Genomic DNA, 16,152 nt, shown 5'->3' with positions numbered 1-16,152 from the left:
GCCACCGGCCTAGAATCGCAAGCCTTTAGTTAGCTGCCTATGTACCAAGGAATTCCATGTCCACCGCTCATCCCAGCCGCGGCTACGCCCTCGGCATCGCCGCCTACCTGATCTGGGGCCTGTTCCCGCTGTACTTCAAGGCCATCCAGAGCGTGCCGGCGATGGAGATCATCTCCCATCGGGCGATCTGGTCCGCGCTGTTCGGCGCCCTGCTGCTGATGCTGTGGAAACACCCTGGCTGGTGGCGCGAGCTGCGCGACAACCCCAAGCGCCTGGCGGTGCTGACCGGCAGCGGCCTGCTGATCGCCAGCAACTGGCTGGTCTACGTCTGGGCGGTGAACAACGGGCGCATGCTCGAGGCCAGCCTGGGCTACTACATCAACCCGCTGGTCAACGTGCTGCTCGGCATGCTCCTGCTCGGCGAACGCCTGCGCCGCCTGCAGTGGGTCGCGGTGGGCCTGGCCGGTCTCGGCGTGCTGCAGCAGCTGTGGCAGGTCGGCAGCATTCCCTGGGTATCGCTGGTGCTGGCGCTGACCTTCGGCTTCTACGGCCTGATCCGCAAACAGGCACCAGTGGCCGCCCTGCCCGGCCTGGTAGTGGAGACCTGGCTACTGCTACCGCTGGCGCTCGGCTGGCTGCTATTGCACCCGGCTGCGGTCAGCACCCAGGCCGAGTTCTGGAGCAGCAGCGAAGCACTCTGGCTGATCGCTGCCGGCCCCATCACCCTGGTGCCGCTGCTGTGCTTCAACGCCGCCGCACGCCACCTGCCCTACACCACGCTCGGCTTCCTGCAGTACATCGCACCGACGCTGGTGCTGCTGCAGGCGGTTCTGCTGTTCGGTGAAACTCTGGAGCCGAGCAAGCTGCTGTCCTTCGCCTGCATCTGGGCCGCACTGCTGGTCTACAGCCTGGATATCTGGCTGGGCCTGCGTCGTCGCGGCCAGGCCGCCTAGAAAACGCACAGTTCGAGCGAAGCCGCGCCAGCGCTGGGCTGGCGCGGTTACTCCCAACCTTTTCCACAGCTTCATCCCCAGCCTTTGTGCACAAGCAGCAACGGCCTGTGCATTTCCTGAGCGCTACGGTACAACCCTCGCCAGCCGTGGCCTGCAGCGGCTTCCCCCCAGATTACCCACAGCTCTTTCCCCGGTTTGCGGGGATATCACCGCGCCTGCGCGTGCCAACGGTTATCCACCGCGCGACACACAGCGCAGGCGGCCCTTCCAGCAGGCAATCCTGGCGCTCGTGGAGACCTGGGTGGGAATACATGGGCGCAGCTACCCGCTCACCTACGCCGTGCACGCGCAAACCGATCTGCTTGCCGGTTTTCTGCGCAACCGACTGCAGCCCCCGCTGCGGCTGCCGCGCAGCATCCTCCCCCAGGCTGTCCACAGGACGCTCCACAGTTTCCGGGGATAGTCATGCCACCGCCCAACGTCTGACCGATTTTCACCCAGCGGGCGCAATCCACCGCCAGCCGCGGGGTATAGCAAGCCATCCCCAGGCTACCCACAGACTCATCCACGGCACTTGTGCACAAGCCGCGCGACCTGTTGATTTTCTGAACGCCGACCTGCAAGCCACGGCGCTCGGCGCCTGCAGCCTTATCCCCCCAGCCTGCCCACAGATCGATCCACAACTTCCGTGGATATCCTCCAGCTGAGGGCAACGGCCTGTGCATGAATGTGCGGCGAGCGTATGGGTAGGCCTTGCCTGCGCGCCTGCCGCTTTTCTGAGCAGTACCGCCAATGCCTTGCCCGTCGTGGCGTGTAGCGCTAGCCCCCCAGTTCACCCACAGTTTCATCCACAGCTTTGGTGGATATCCACCGGGCGCGCACTGCGTGAAATCTGCACAACCGGCGCCAGGCCACGCCGGCCGCAGCCTGCACGGCCTTATCCCCAGGCAGACCACAGATCCATCCCCGCCGTTTGTGCACAAGCCATTGAATATGCAGGTTTTTTAACCAGGCATGAAAAAGCCCCGGGGCACTAGGCAGTGCGCCGGGGCTCCCCAGACTATCCACAGCTTCACCCCCGCATTCTGGGGATCATTCCTCGCTGCGCAGGTTCAGCTCCACCATCAGGTCGTCGGCCAGGTTCTCCAGCCGATCGCGCAGCAGGTCCAGCGACAGGGTCAGCGGCACCGCCAGCAACGCCTCGGCGTGGAACAGCGGCTCGCTGCTCATCGGCGCCGGCGCCACCTCGGTGGTCAGGCTCTCCAGGTTGACGCCCTGCTCGGCCAGCAGGCGGGTGATGTCGCGGACGATGCCCGGGCGGTCGTTGCCGACCAGGTCGAGATGGATCGGCTTCCAGGTGCACACCGGCTCGATACCACTCTCCGCCACCAGCACGCGGATGCCGTGGCTGTTCAGCGCCTGCAGGCCGTCGACCAGCTCGTCGTAGCCCTCGGCCGGCACCGCTACCTTGAGGATGCCGGCGAACTGCCCGGCCATGCGCGACATGCGGCTCTCCAGCCAGTTACCGCCATGGGCGGCGATGCACTGGGCGATGCGCTCGACCAGACCGGGCTGGTCGGCGGCGATGACGGTGAGTACCAGATGATCCACGAGCAACTCCTTGGGTTCAGGGGTTCAGACCGAGCCAGGCAGGCTGAGCCAATAGGTATAGAACACCTCATCGCGCACATAGCCAAGCTTTTCATAGAGCGCCTGGCCAGCATGGTTGTCCTTCGCCGTTTCCAGCTGCAGGCCGCAGGCGCCAGTGACCTCGGCGTGCTGGCGGGCAGCGTTCATCAGTTGCTCGGCCAGGCCCTGGCGGCGCGCATCGGGCGACACGAACAGATCGCTGAGCAGCCAGGCCGGTGCCAGCTGCAAGGAAGCAAAGAAGGCATACAGCTGGACGAAGCCCTGGGGTTTGCCCTGCTCGTCGCGCGCCAACAGCAGCACCGAGTCGCTGCGCTCAAGGCGCTGCGCCAGGAATGCGCGAATGGCCGGCTCCTCGTGTGAGCACTTGTAGAACTTCAGGTAGCCGCAGAACAGCGGCAGCAGCACATCCAGATCATCCCGCGTGGCAAGCGTTATCGGCATTGGTTTTCTCCATGAAACCCACAGCATAGACGGTGCGGCGCAGCGCCACAGTAGCGAGGCGCGCACGATTGTGTACTCTTTAAAGTTTTATCTGGAACAATTATTAGATTTCCTGAGAACATATTAAGCACTACGTGACTGATATGTGCCTTTCGGTCTATCCGCGACGCAACTCGCCTGATTTTTCCCGCAGCTTCATGTAGTATTCCGCGGCTCGAACTACATGGCGTCCCGCCTGGTTTCCGAGCTGGTCCTGAGCAGAGTGAGGCAAGCAATGACTGTACGCGTTCAAGTTGGTGGTCTGCAGGTCGCCAAAGCCCTTTACGACTTCATCAACAATGAAGCCATTCCCGGTACCGGCCTAGATGCCGCCAAGTTCTGGGCAGGCGCCGAAGCCGTGATCAACGAACTGGCCCCGAAGAACCGCGCCCTGCTGGCCAAACGCGACGACCTGCAAGCCCAGATCGACGCCTGGCACCAGGCTCGCCAAGGCCAGGCCCATGATGCTGCAGCCTACAAGAGCTTCCTCCAGGAAATCGGTTACCTGCTGCCCGAGCCGGCCGACTTCCAGGCCACCACCCAGAACGTCGACGACGAGATCGCCCGCCTGGCCGGCCCGCAGCTGGTAGTGCCGGTGATGAACGCGCGTTTCGCCCTGAACGCCTCCAACGCCCGCTGGGGCTCGCTGTACGATGCCCTGTACGGCACCGACGTGATCAGCGAAGAAAATGGCGCCGAGAAGGGCAAGGGCTACAACAAGGTTCGCGGTGACAAGGTGATCGCCTTCGCCCGCGCCTTCCTCGACGAGGCCGCCCCGCTGGAAGGCGCCTCCCACGTCGACGCCACTGCTTATGTAGTGAACAACGGCGCACTGGCCGTGACTCTGAAGAACGGCAGCACCACCGGCCTGAAGAACGCCGCCCAGTTCATCGCCTTCCAGGGCGAGGCCGCCAAGCCGGTCGCCGTGCTGCTGAAGAACAACGGCCTGCACTTCGAGATCCAGATCGACGCTTCCAGCCCGATCGGCCAGACCGATGCCGCCGGCGTCAAAGACGTGCTGATGGAGTCCGCGCTGACCACCATCATGGACTGCGAAGACTCCGTAGCCGCCGTCGATGCCGACGACAAGGTCGTGGTCTACCGCAACTGGCTGGGCCTGATGAAGGGCGACCTGGCTGAAGAAGTCAGCAAGGGCGGCAGCACCTTCACCCGTACCATGAACCCGGACCGCGTCTACACCAAGGCCGATGGCTCCGAGCTGACCCTGCACGGCCGCTCCATGCTGTTCGTGCGTAACGTCGGCCACCTGATGACCAACCCGGCCATCCTCGACGCCCAGGGCAACGAGATTCCGGAAGGCATCCAGGACGGTCTGTTCACCAGCCTGATCGCCATCCACAACCTGAATGGCAATACCAGCCGCAAGAACACCCGCACCGGCTCCGTGTACATCGTTAAGCCGAAGATGCACGGCCCAGAAGAAGTCGCCTTCGCCGGCGAAATCTTCAGCCGCGTCGAGGACGTTCTCGGCCTGCCGCGCAACACCCTGAAAGTCGGCATCATGGACGAAGAGCGCCGCACCACCGTCAACCTCAAGGCGTGCATCAAAGCCGCCAGCGAGCGCGTGGTATTCATCAACACTGGCTTCCTCGACCGTACCGGTGACGAAATCCACACCTCCATGGAAGCCGGAGCCGTCGTGCGCAAGGCCGCCATGAAAGCCGAGAAGTGGATCGGCGCCTACGAGAACAACAACGTCGACATCGGCCTGGCCACTGGCCTGCAGGGCAAAGCGCAGATCGGCAAGGGCATGTGGGCCATGCCTGACCTGATGGCCGCCATGGTCGAGCAGAAGATCATGCACCCGATGGCTGGCGCCAATACCGCCTGGGTACCGTCGCCGACCGCCGCCACCCTGCACGCCCTGCACTACCACAAGGTCGACGTGTTCGCTCGCCAGGCCGAACTGGCCAAGCGCACCCCGGCCTCGGTGGACGACATCCTGACCATCCCGCTGGCGCCGAACACCAACTGGACCGCCGAAGAACTGCAGAACGAGCTGGACAACAACTCGCAGGGCATCCTCGGCTACGTGGTGCGCTGGATCGACCAGGGCGTCGGCTGCTCCAAGGTGCCGGACATCAACGATGTCGGCCTGATGGAAGACCGCGCCACCCTGCGTATCTCCAGCCAGCTGCTGGCCAACTGGCTACGTCACGGCGTGGTCACCGAGGAGCAGGTCGTCGAGAGCCTCAAGCGCATGGCCCCGGTGGTCGACCGCCAGAATGCCGGTGACGCCCTGTACCGTCCGCTGGCGCCGAACTTCGACAGCAACATCGCCTTCCAGGCCGCCCTGGAACTGGTAGTCGAAGGCACCAAGCAGCCGAACGGCTACACCGAGCCGGTCCTGCACCGTCGCCGCCGCGAGTTCAAGGCCGCCAACGGCCTCTGATACGCGCAGAACAGGCGAAAGGAACCGCCCCCCGGGGCGGTTTTTTTATGCCTGAAAAAGGGGCAATTGCAGACAGCTGCTTATCGGGATAACCCCGGGTTATGTGCGCATGCTGGCGTACAACCCTTCAACCACGGGGCCTGTGCGGCTTTGACCGATTTCCCCGGCGAATCGCCCACTGGCCGACCTCACCTTTGGCTATGGGCATAAGGATTTTTCAGAAGTCAGGGCGCCGGGGCTTACCTAGGATGCCCCGGCACCTGTCATCAGGCTGCAAAGAAGCGAGGCGCTGCGCGGCGTGTGCCGCGAGCCTTCTTTGATCAGCAGGAGAGCACCATGAAAAGAACAAGAACAGGCGCGGGGGCAATGCATCCCCACGCCCTGGCACTGGCCGTGGCATTGGCAAGCGCGTCCTCGGCTCAGGCCGCCAGTTTCAACATCGGGGAAATCGAGGGTCGCCTGGACTCTTCGCTGTCAGTCGGCGCCAGCTGGTCCATGGCCGATGCCGACGACAAGTTCATCGGCGTAGCCAACGGCGGCAGCGCCTCCACTCGTACCAGCGACGACGGCCGCCTGAACTTCAAGAAGGGCGAAACCTTCTCCAAGATCTTCAAGGGCGTGCACGACCTGCAGCTGAGCTACGGCGAGAGCGGCGTGTTCCTGCGCGGCAAGTACTGGTACGACTTCGAACTCAAAGACGAACATCGCCTGCTCTACGACATCGATGACAGTGGCCGCGACAGCGCCGCCCAGTCCTCCGGCTTCGAGCTGCTGGACGCCTTCGCCTACCACAACTACCTGATCGGCGACCTGCCAGGCAGCGTACGCGCCGGCAAGCAGGTGGTGAGCTGGGGCGAGAGCACCTTCATCCAGAACAGCATCAACGCCATCAACCCGGCCGACGCCGCTGCCCTGCGCCGTCCCGGCTCGGAGGTCAAGGAAGGTCTGATCCCGGTGAACATGCTGTATGTCACCCAAGGCCTGACCGAGAACATCTCCGCCGAGGCCTTCTACCAGATCGAGTGGGAGAAGACCGTCCTCGACAACTGCGGCACCTTCTTCGGCGCTGACGCGTCGCCCAAGGGCTGCAACTACGGCATGACCACCTTCGGTAGCGACTACAACCGCGACCCGTCGGTATACGGCTGGGTACCACGCGGCAAAGACCGAGAGGCCCGCGACGGCGGCCAGTTCGGTGTGGCCCTGCGCTGGCTGGTGCCGGAGCTGAACGACACCGAGTTCGGTTTCTACGCAATGAACTACCACAGCCGTACCCCAGAAAGCATGTGGACCGCGAGCAACGCCACCAACGCCACTGCGATCCAGGGCGCCAGAGGGCCGTCCACCGCCAGCTACTACCTGGACTATCCGGAAGACATCCGCCTGTACGGCATCAGCTTCGCCACTACCCTGCCGATCGGCACCGCGCTGTCGGGTGAGATCAGCCACCGGCCAAACATGCCGATGGCGCTCAACGGTACTGACGTCTCCACCGCCGCCAGCATCGGCCGGCTGTACACCCTGGGCGGCATGAACGGCATCGCCATCTTCGATACCGACTGGGCCAACAACCGCTACGGCAGCCTGGTGCAGGGCTACAAGCGCATGCCCTTCAGCCAGGCCCAGGTCAGCGCCGTGCACACCTTCGACAACGTGCTCGGTGGCGATCGCCTGAACCTGATCGGTGAAGTCGGCTACAGCCACATTGGCAACCTGGGCTCCGCCGATGGCTCGGACCTGCGCTTCGGCCGCAGCAGCGTCTACGGCATGGGCCAGCTGCCTGGTGACGCCGTTGCGACTCTGCCGGGCGTCGGCACGGTGCGCGGCAACCAACTGTGCACCCGCGTACTGAACACCGCCAACCCCGACCAGTGCACCGACAAGGGCTTCTACACCCAGAACTCCTGGGGCTATCGCCTGCGTACCCAGCTGGAGTTCAGCAATGCCATCGCCGGCATCAACCTCAAGCCGAACCTGGCCTTCTCGCATGACGTAGAGGGCTACGGCCCGACCTTCACCGAGGGCAACAAGTCGGTGAGCGTCGGCCTGGATGCCGACTACATGTCCACCTACAACGCCAGCCTGAGTTACACCAACTACTTCGGCGGCGACTTCAACACCAACACCGACCGCGACTTCCTCGCCTTCAGCGTCGGCATGAGCTTCTGAGGTTTATGCACATGAAGTTTTCCCAGATCCATCTGCAACTGGTGCGCGCAGGCGCACTCGGCCTCGGTCTGCTCGCCGCAGGCCAGGCGCTGGCCGCGGTACCGGCCGAGCAGGTCGCCCGCCTCGGCAAGGACCTGACGCCGGTCGGCGCGGAAACCGCCGGCAATGCCGACGGCAGCATCCCGGCCTGGACCGGTGGCCTGGCCAAGGGCGCCGGCAGCCGTGACGCCGACGGCTTCCTCAGCGATCCCTTCGCCGCCGACCAGCCGCTGTTCACCATCACCGCGCAGAACGCCGAGCAGTACAAGGACAAGCTGACCCCCGGCCAGCTCGCCCTGTTCAAGCGCTACCCGCAGAGCTACCGCATCCCGGTCTACCCGACCCGTCGCTCGGTGACCATGCCCAAGCAGTACCTGGACACCAGCCGCATGAACGCCGCTGACACCCAGCTCGCCGAAGGCGGCAACGGCCTGCAGAACTACCGCAGCGGCGGTCTGCCGTTCGCCGTACCGCAGAACGGCCTGGAAGTGGTGTGGAACCACATCGGTCGCTACCGTGGCCTGTCGTTCCAGCGCATGGTGGTGCAGGCCTCGCCGCAGACCAACGGCGCCTTCACCCCGAGCCTGATCAAGCAGCAGCTGGCCTACCCGGTCGGCCTGTCCGACTACGCGCCGGCGGAGATGGCCAACCTGCTGTACATGTACCGCGAGGAATTCCTTGCTCCGGCGCGTCTGGCCGGAGGCGTGCTGCTGGTCCACGAGACCATCAACCAGGTCAAGGAACCACGCATGGCCTGGCAGTACAACGCCGGTCAGCGTCGTGTGCGTCGCGCTCCGCAGATCGCCTACGACAGCCCCGGTGCCGAAGGCATGCGCACCATGGATGACTTCGACATGTTCAACGGCTCGCCGGATCGCTTCGACTGGCAGCTGGTGGGCAAGAAGGAGATCTACATCCCCTACAACAGCTACAAGCTGAGCTCGCCCAAGCTGAAGTACACCGACATCATCAAGCCGGGCCACCTCAACCCCGAGCACACCCGCTACGAGCTGCACCGCGTGTGGCACCTGACCGCCACCCTGAAGCCGGGCCAGCGCCACATCTACTCGCGTCGTGACCTGTTCATCGACGAGGACAGCTGGCAAACCGCCGAGGCCGACGCCTACGACGGTCGCGGCCAGCTGTGGCGCGTCTCCGAGGGCCACGCCACGTTCTTCTACGACCAGCAGACCCCGCAGTTCAGCGCCGAGACCCACTACGACGTGCTCTCCGGTCGCTACGCCGTCGGCGCGCTGTTCAACGAGCAGAAGAACGCCTACGACTTCGGCGTGCAATACAGCCGCAAACAGTTCACCCCCAACGCGCTGCGCGCCTCGGGCATTCGCTGAATCTCCACGCAACACTCCACCTTGGCGGCCTCCGGGCCGCCGTTTTTTTATCTGTGGTTACATCGCTGCGGCCCGCGCCCGGCGCTTTTGTTTTACAGTCGCCCTTCCGTTCAACGATCACCGGCGTTGCCCATGAAGTTGCACCAGCTCCGCGCCATGCTCGCCATCAGCGAGAGTGGCAGCATCCAGGAGGCCTCGCGCCTGCTGCACATCTCCCAGCCGGCCCTGTCCAAGGGCATCAAGGAACTCGAGGCCGAACTCGGCGTGCCCCTGCTGGTGCGCTCCAACCGCGGCATCACGGTGACCGAATTCGGTGAACGCCTGGTGCGCCGTGCGCGCCTGATCCTCGAGGAAGTGCGCCGCGCCCGCGAGGAGATCGACACGCTCAAGGGCGTGATGGACGGCAAGCTGTCGATCGGCGTCTCGCCAGTCACTCCAGGGGCGCAGTTCATCAGCAGCCTCAACCGCTACCGCAAGCGCTATCCCAAGGTGCAGGTGCAGATCCACGAGCTGCGTCCGTCCAAGCTGATGGAGGGCCTGCGCGAAGGCCAGCTGGACCTGGTGCTGACTTCGCTGCCGGAGTCACGCAGCGCCGATGGCTTCCACTGGACCGAGCTGTACGAGCAACCCGCCGTGCTGGCCGTGCGCAAGGGCCACCCGCTGCGCGGCGCGCGCTCGCTGCGCGAACTGCTCGGCGAGGAGTGGCTGCTGCAGGACTCCCTGGAGCAGTCCAAGGTCGGCATGATGTTCGTCGACAACCACATCGAATACCCGCAGAACGTCACCGAGTGCGCCTCGGTGGTGCTGTTCTCCGAGCTGGCGATCAACTCCGATGCTGTCAGCTACTGGTCGCGCCGCCTGCTCGAACACCTGCAGCGCCTCGGCCAGGAGCTCGACGTGCTTGACCTGATCGAGCAGGTGCCGCCGATGAACATCTCCCTGGTCTGCCGCGACCAGGAACTGATGACTCGCGAAGCCAAGGCCCTGGCCGACGAACTGGTGTACGCCTACAAGAGCCCGCACGCGCCCAAGCTGGGCGACTGATTCAGGCCTGCGGATAGCGCGGCGCGCAAAGCACCTCGCTCTTCACCGAACTGGCGATAAAGCACTCCTCGTGCGCCTCGTGGTGCAGCGCATCGAGCTGTTCGCGGCTGGGCGCCGTACCAACGAAACTCACCTCGGGACGCAGGGTGACGCGAGTCATGGCCAGGCGGCCCTCGGCGTTCTTGCCCATCTTGCCCTCAGCCTGGTCGTGGTAGCCGTCCACGCGCCAACCGTCGCGCGCCGCCAGCGAGAGGAACCAGAGCATGTGGCAGCTCGACAGCGAGGCGACGAAGGCCTCCTCCGGATCCACCGCGTCTTCGCGCGAGCCGGGCAGCGGCACCACGTGCGGCGAGGACGAGGCCGGCACCTCCACGCCACCGTCGAAGCGCCACAGGTGTGCGCGGCTGTAGCGATTGTCGAGGAAGTCCTGGTCGCCACGCGACCAGAGGATTTCGGCGGTGTGAATGGCCATCGAAGCGCTCCGCAGCAGAGGGGCGGGCCAGGATAACCAAGCGGCCGCGGCAGCGCACATAACCAAAGCCGATACACATGCGCAGAGGTGATTATCCGCCGCCGACTGCCTGCGGCATGCTGCGCTGCATCCTGGGCATCACCACAAGGACAACAACATGCAGCTGATCCCGCAGATCCTCGCCTGGCAGGATGAATTCGCGTCGATTCGCCGAGATATCCACCAGCATCCCGAGCTGGCCTTTGAAGAGCAGCGCACCAGTTTGCTGGTCGCCAGCCTGCTGCGCCAATGGGGCTACGCGGTGCATGAAGGCATCGGTGGCCCCGGTGTGGTCGGTGTGCTGCAGAATGGCAGTAGCAGCAAGACCATCGGCATCCGCGCCGACATGGACGCCCTGCCGATCCACGAGGAAAGTGGCGTGCCACACTGCAGCCGCCACGCCGGCAAGATGCACGCCTGCGGCCACGACGGCCATACCGCCATCCTGCTCTGTGCCGCTCGCTACCTGGCCGAGACCCGCGCCTTCGACGGCACCCTCAACCTGATCTTCCAGCCGGCCGAGGAAGGCCTGCGCGGCGCCAAGCGCATGATCGAGGACGGCCTGTTCGAGCGCTTCCCCTGCGACGCGGTATACGCCCTGCACAACATGCCCGGCCTGCCGGTCGGCATGTTCGTCACCCAGGCCGGCGCCATGAGCGCATCCTCCGATGTGGTGACCATCAAGCTGCTCGGTGTCGGCGGCCACGGCGCCATGCCACACAAGGCCAAGGACCCGGTGATCGCCGCCGCCGAACTGGTGCTGGCACTACAGAGCATCGTTGCGCGCAACGTGCCGGCCGGCGAAATCGGCGTGGTCACCGTGGGCTCGATCCAGGCTGGCGAAGCGGCCAACGTGATTCCGGATGTGGCGACGCTCAAGCTCAGCGTGCGCTCGACCAACCCGGAGATCCGCAAGCTGCTGCGCAAGCGCATCACCGAGATCGCCAAGGGCGTGGCCATGGCCCACGACCTGGAGCTGGACCTGGATTACGACGAGCGCATCGGCGTGCTGATGAACACCCCGACCGAGACCGCCCTGCTGCAACAGGTGGCGCGCCAGGTAAGTGGCGACAAGGGCGTGCTGACCAGCGTGCCGAGCGGCTACCTGGGCAGCGAGGACTTCGCCTCGATGCTCGAGGTGCGCCCCGGCTGCTACATCGTCACCGGCAACGGCAACAGCGGGCCCAGCGGTTGCATGGTCCACAACCCCGGATACGACTTCAACGACCTGGCCATCCCCTTCGGCGCGAGCCTGTGGGTACGCCTGGTGGAAACCTACCTGAGCGAGACCTGATTCATGCAGTCCCTCCCTAACGATAAGCAGGCCAACAACAAGCGGGCCCTGGTGGTCCTGATGCTGCTGGCCGTGATGGTCATCAGCGTGCTGGACAAGACCATCTTCGCCTTCGCCGGCCCGCAGATTATCGACGAGCTCAAGCTCACTCCCGAGCAGTTTGGTTTCATCGGCAGCGCCTTCTTCTTCCTCTACTCGGTGTCCGGCGTGCTGGTCGGTTTCCTCGCCAACCGCGTGGCCAGCCGCTGGATTCTCTCCGGCATGTCGGTGGTGTGGATGGGCGCGCAGATCCTCACCGCGATCTCCACCAGCTTCTATGCCCTGGTCGCCAGCCGCATGCTGCTCGGCGCTGGCTGCGGGCCGGGCACCGCGGTGACCCAGCACGCCGCGTTCAAGTGGTATGCGCCGCGTGACCGCGTGCTGCCGGGCGCCTGGATTCATATCGCGATCATGGTCGGCGCCATCCTCGGCGCGCTGTCGCTGCCGCTGCTGATCCAGCACCTGGGCTGGCGCGTCGGCTATCTGATCCTCGCCGGCATCGGCCTGCTGTGGCTGGTGGTCTGGCTGTTCGTCGGCCGTGAGGGCCAGCATGACGACGCGCCCGGCGAGATCGTCGGCGGCACAGCCAGCTATCGTCACCTGCTGCTCAACCGCACCTTCATCTTCATCACCCTGCTCGGCTTCTGCAGCTATCTGCCCAACGCGCTGATCTACAGCTGGGTGCCGACCTACCTGCAGAAAGGCCTGGGCATGAGTCCGATGCAGTCCGGCTACGTGGTGATGGCCGCCACCCTCGGCGTGATCGCACTCAACCTGCTGGTCTCCAGCCTGTCCCAGCGCGCCCTCAAGCGCGGCGCCAGCGTGCGCCTGGCCATGGTCTTCCCGCCGGCCATCGCCTGCGTGGTCGGCGGCATCGCCATGGCCCTGATGGGCTTCGTCGAGCAGGGCGTGGCCATGACCATCACCCTGTATCTGATCGGCGGCATCGTGGTGAACCTGGTGACCACCTTTTCCAACACCACCGTCGCCTACATCGCCCCGGCCAAGCAGCGCGGCAGCATGCTGGCCCTGCACATCGGCCTGATGACCAGCGCCGGCATGCTCGCCCCGCACGTGGTCGGCCAGGCCATCGGCTGGGAAGGCGGCGACCTGGTCAAGGGCTTCGAGCTGGCCGTCGGCCTGTTCGGCATCGCCCTGATTGCCGGCGGCGCGCTGGCCCTGCGTCTGGTCGACCCCGATCGCGACCTGCGCACTATCGGCGAACTCACTCGCCAACCCACTTCCGAATCCAACAACGAGCCGGCCGCGAGCCAGGCCTGAGTCAGGAAATCTACCCCATGCACAAACGAGTCCCCTCGCCCCAGCAACGTCCCGAACGCATCACCCTGCCGGACAGCTGGCGCGATGCCGACGTGGAAGACGGCTTCTGCGTGGTCGCCGTCGGCGACATCATCATCACCCATGCGATCGCCGACAAACTGGCGCGCAAGTCGCCCGAGCTGCTCGACATCCTCAAGCGCGGCGACGTGGTGGTCGGCAACTACGAATGCACCGCCATCGACTTCAACCGCTACGACGGCTACCCCGAGGCGCTGTCCGGCTTCTCCTGGCTGCTCAGCGATGCCGACGCCCCGGCGGACCTGGCCAGCATCGGCTTCAACATGATGTCGCGCGCCAACAACCATGCGCTGGACTGGGGCGCCGCCGGCCTGAAGATGACCGACGAGCTGCTGGATGACGCCGGCATTGCCCACGCCGGCACCGGTGGCAGCCTGGCCGCTGCCCGCGCACCGGCCTTCGTCAACACCGACAAGGCGCGCGTCTCGCTGATCTCCTACGCCACCACCTTCGAGGCCAACGCACCGGCCTCCGACGGCCTCGGCATGGTACCGCCTCGCCCGGGCCTGAGCCCGCTGCGTACCACCCCGCATCGCCTGGTGTCGCCGCAGGACTTCGCCGTGCTCAAGCGCCTCAACGAGCAGGAGGCCTTCCAGGACCACTACCTGCTGCGCACCCTGCACGGCGAGCACAGCGTGCACCTGGGCATGGCCCTGCACTACCGCGTCGACCCGAACGCCGCACCAGGCACCGTGCGCATCCACTACGAGTGCGACAAGCTCGACCAGGCCGCCATCGTGCGCGACCTGCGCCAGGCCAAGCAGAGCAGCGACTTCACCATCGTCGCCCAGCACACCCACGAGCCGGACAACCAGTGCATCGAGGTGCCCAACTACCTGCCGACCCTGGCCCGCAGCCTGGTCGACAACGGCGCCGACATGCTCTGTGGCCACGGCCCGCACCAGATCCGCGGCATCGACATCTACAAGGGCAAGCCGCTGCTGTATTCGCTGGGCAACTTCTGCTTCATGGACAACAGCATGAAGCTGATGCCGGCGGACAAGTGGGAGAGCCGCGAGTGGCTGGCCGCCGAAGCCTTCATCGGGCCCAAGGGCATCACCAATCCGCGCCTGACCACCGCCGCCGAGTTCCTCGAGTGGAAGCGCGTGGTCGGCATCTTCAGCGAGCCGGTGTGGTTCGAGAGCGTGGTCGCCGAGTGCCACTTCAAGGCCGACGGCACCCTGCGCGAAATGCTCCTGCACCCGATCGAGCTGGGCTTCAACGGCCGCGACGCCGAGCGCGGCATCCCGCGCCTGGCCTTCGACACGGCGGAGAACGACGCCCAGGCGCAGCGCATCATCGAGCGCCTGCGCGACCTGTCCGCCGAGTTCGGTACCGTCATCGATATCGAGACCGTGCAGTACGGCGAGCGCCAGAGCAGTATCGGCCGCATCGTGATCGACTGATACCCGACCAAGGCTAGCGCCCCACAAGGTCGCCAGCCCGGGGTACGCCCCCAACCCAACGACTGATCCGTCGCCCGGCACAGGCCACAAGCCTGCGCCGCAGGCCCGGCCATGCCCGCGAAACCCCGCGGGCAGTTTTCACCACAAGGAATTCCCACATGGATCTCTCCAGCTTCTCGCAGAGCTACGCCGAAGCCCGGCAGAAATTTCTCGAGGCCTGCGCCAGTGCCGGCCTGAGCGTCGAATCCCATGTCCACCCGCTGCGCGGCCGCGATGGTGAGGATCTGGCGATGGACGTCGCCCGCCTCGGCGCCCCCGACGCCGCCAACCTGCTGATCCTCAGCAGCGCCTGCCACGGCGCCGAGGGCTTCTGCGGCTCCGGAATCCAGGTCGAGCATCTGCGCGACAAGGCCTGGGTCGAGCGCTGCAAGCGCGACGACCTGGCCGTGCTGTTCATCCATGCGCTCAACCCGCACGGCTTCTCCTGGCTGCGCCGGGTGACCGAGGACAATGTCGACCTCAACCGCAACTTCCTCGACTTCGACCAGCCACAGGCAGACAACGCCGACTACCGCGCCATCGCCCACCTGCTGCTGCCCGAGCGCCAGCCGCCGACCCTGCTCAGCACCCTGGGCCTGGTCGGTTACTCCCTGCGCCACGGCCGTATGGCCCTGCAGGGCGCCATCTCGCGCGGACAGAGCGGCGACCCGAAAGGCATGTTCTTCGCCGGCAACGCGCCGACCTGGAGCAACCGCACTCTGCAGCAGGTGTTGCGCCAGCACGGCCAGCAGTGCCGCCGCCTCGGTTGGATCGACATCCACACCGGCCTCGGCCCGCGCGGCATCGGCGAGCGCATCTACAAGGGCAAGCAGACACCGGAAGACATCGCCCGCTGCCGCCGCTGGTGGGGCGATCAGGTGACCAACAGCGCCGAGGGCAACTCGGTGTCGGCCAAGCTCAACGGCACCATCGACAACGTGATACCGCAGACCTGCCCGCAGGCCGAATACAACGGCCTGACCCTGGAGTACGGCACCCTGCCGGGGCTGCAGGTGCTCAACGCCATGCGCGGCGACCACTGGCTGTATCGCAATCCGCAGGTCGCGCCGGCCCAGCAGCAGCGCATCAAGCAGCGTCTGCGCGATGCCTTCTATGTCGATGCCGACGACTGGAAACAGCAGATCCTGGAACAGGCGCGCGAAGTGCTGGAACAGACCCTGGCCGGTCTCGCCTCGCCGCTGCCGGCGTAATTCCGGCCACCGTGCTGCGGTGTAACCACACCGCAGCACGGCCATCTTTTCCCCGCACCGCTGCAGTCGCTTCTCCCCTCGCTACACACCACGCAACACAACTCCCTCCTCTCCATTCGCCTCACTCCACAGCCCGAATCAGCCCCATGCGGCGCTGCGGCGCAGGCGTGTCCGACGATTAGCAGCTATAGAAAGA

Annotated in this window: 12 protein-coding genes; 9 read left to right on the top strand and 3 right to left on the bottom strand. The window is 65.3% G+C overall.

Annotated elements, in window-relative coordinates; all coding sequences use genetic code 11:
• Nucleotides 1-56: 56 nt before the first annotated feature.
• Complete coding sequence (rarD, locus tag IP89_RS18190; RefSeq protein WP_043311071.1) at nt 57-953, top strand: EamA family transporter RarD; 897 nt, start codon at nt 57-59, stop codon at nt 951-953.
• Nucleotides 954-2,045: 1,092 nt separating this feature from the next.
• Here the strand turns inward: rarD and IP89_RS18180 are convergent.
• On the bottom strand, nt 2,046-2,564 hold the full coding sequence (locus IP89_RS18180; protein ID WP_043311069.1) for a glycine cleavage system protein R: 519 nt from the start codon (nt 2,562-2,564) through the stop codon (nt 2,046-2,048).
• 24 nt (nt 2,565-2,588) lie between these two features.
• Nucleotides 2,589-3,044 carry an N-acetyltransferase gene (locus IP89_RS18175; RefSeq protein WP_043311068.1) on the bottom strand — a complete coding sequence of 152 codons (456 nt, stop codon included), beginning with the start codon at nt 3,042-3,044 and terminating at the stop codon, nt 2,589-2,591.
• 274 nt (nt 3,045-3,318) lie between these two features.
• Here IP89_RS18175 and IP89_RS18170 point away from each other — a divergent pair, with 274 nt between their 5' ends.
• The 4 genes from IP89_RS18170 to IP89_RS18155 all read left to right on the top strand — a co-directional run bounded on the left by IP89_RS18170 (nt 3,319) and on the right by IP89_RS18155 (nt 10,097).
• Entirely contained in the window at nt 3,319-5,496 is a 2,178-nt protein-coding gene (locus IP89_RS18170) for a malate synthase G (RefSeq protein WP_043311067.1), read from the top strand.
• A 366-nt stretch (nt 5,497-5,862) separates the two neighbouring features.
• Nucleotides 5,863-7,665 (top strand): DUF1302 domain-containing protein, encoded by a 1,803-nt coding sequence (locus IP89_RS18165; protein ID WP_256203163.1) that lies wholly within the window; start codon nt 5,863-5,865, stop codon nt 7,663-7,665.
• Nucleotides 7,666-7,676: 11 nt separating this feature from the next.
• Nucleotides 7,677-9,053: a DUF1329 domain-containing protein gene (locus tag IP89_RS18160; protein WP_043311149.1), complete on the top strand. Its 1,377-nt coding sequence runs from the start codon at nt 7,677-7,679 to the stop codon at nt 9,051-9,053.
• Between the two features lie 132 nt (nt 9,054-9,185).
• A complete protein-coding gene (locus tag IP89_RS18155; RefSeq protein ID WP_043311065.1) occupies nt 9,186-10,097 on the top strand; it encodes a LysR family transcriptional regulator in 912 nt (303 codons plus the stop codon).
• 1 nt (nt 10,098) lies between these two features.
• Here IP89_RS18155 and IP89_RS18150 read toward each other — a convergent pair whose 3' ends face one another.
• A complete protein-coding gene (locus tag IP89_RS18150; protein WP_043311064.1) occupies nt 10,099-10,569 on the bottom strand; it encodes an OsmC family protein in 471 nt (156 codons plus the stop codon).
• Between the two features lie 157 nt (nt 10,570-10,726).
• Between IP89_RS18150 and IP89_RS18145 the strand changes: the two genes are divergently transcribed.
• The 4 genes from IP89_RS18145 to IP89_RS18130 all read left to right on the top strand — a co-directional run bounded on the left by IP89_RS18145 (nt 10,727) and on the right by IP89_RS18130 (nt 15,956).
• Entirely contained in the window at nt 10,727-11,902 is a 1,176-nt protein-coding gene (locus IP89_RS18145; protein WP_043311063.1) for a M20 aminoacylase family protein, read from the top strand.
• A gap of 3 nt (nt 11,903-11,905) precedes the next feature.
• On the top strand, nt 11,906-13,222 hold the full coding sequence (locus IP89_RS18140) for an MFS transporter (protein ID WP_043311062.1): 1,317 nt from the start codon (nt 11,906-11,908) through the stop codon (nt 13,220-13,222).
• A gap of 17 nt (nt 13,223-13,239) precedes the next feature.
• Nucleotides 13,240-14,706, top strand: coding sequence for a CapA family protein (locus tag IP89_RS18135; RefSeq protein WP_043311061.1), 1,467 nt, complete (start codon nt 13,240-13,242; stop codon nt 14,704-14,706).
• Nucleotides 14,707-14,864: 158 nt separating this feature from the next.
• Nucleotides 14,865-15,956 (top strand): M14 family metallopeptidase, encoded by a 1,092-nt coding sequence (locus tag IP89_RS18130; protein WP_043311060.1) that lies wholly within the window; start codon nt 14,865-14,867, stop codon nt 15,954-15,956.
• Nucleotides 15,957-16,152: the final 196 nt, after the last annotated feature.

Origin of the sequence: Pseudomonas sp. ML96, assembly GCF_000761545.1 — a bacterium.
Lineage (GTDB): Bacteria > Pseudomonadota > Gammaproteobacteria > Pseudomonadales > Pseudomonadaceae > Aquipseudomonas.
This window is presented reverse-complemented; position numbering and strand designations above follow the sequence as displayed.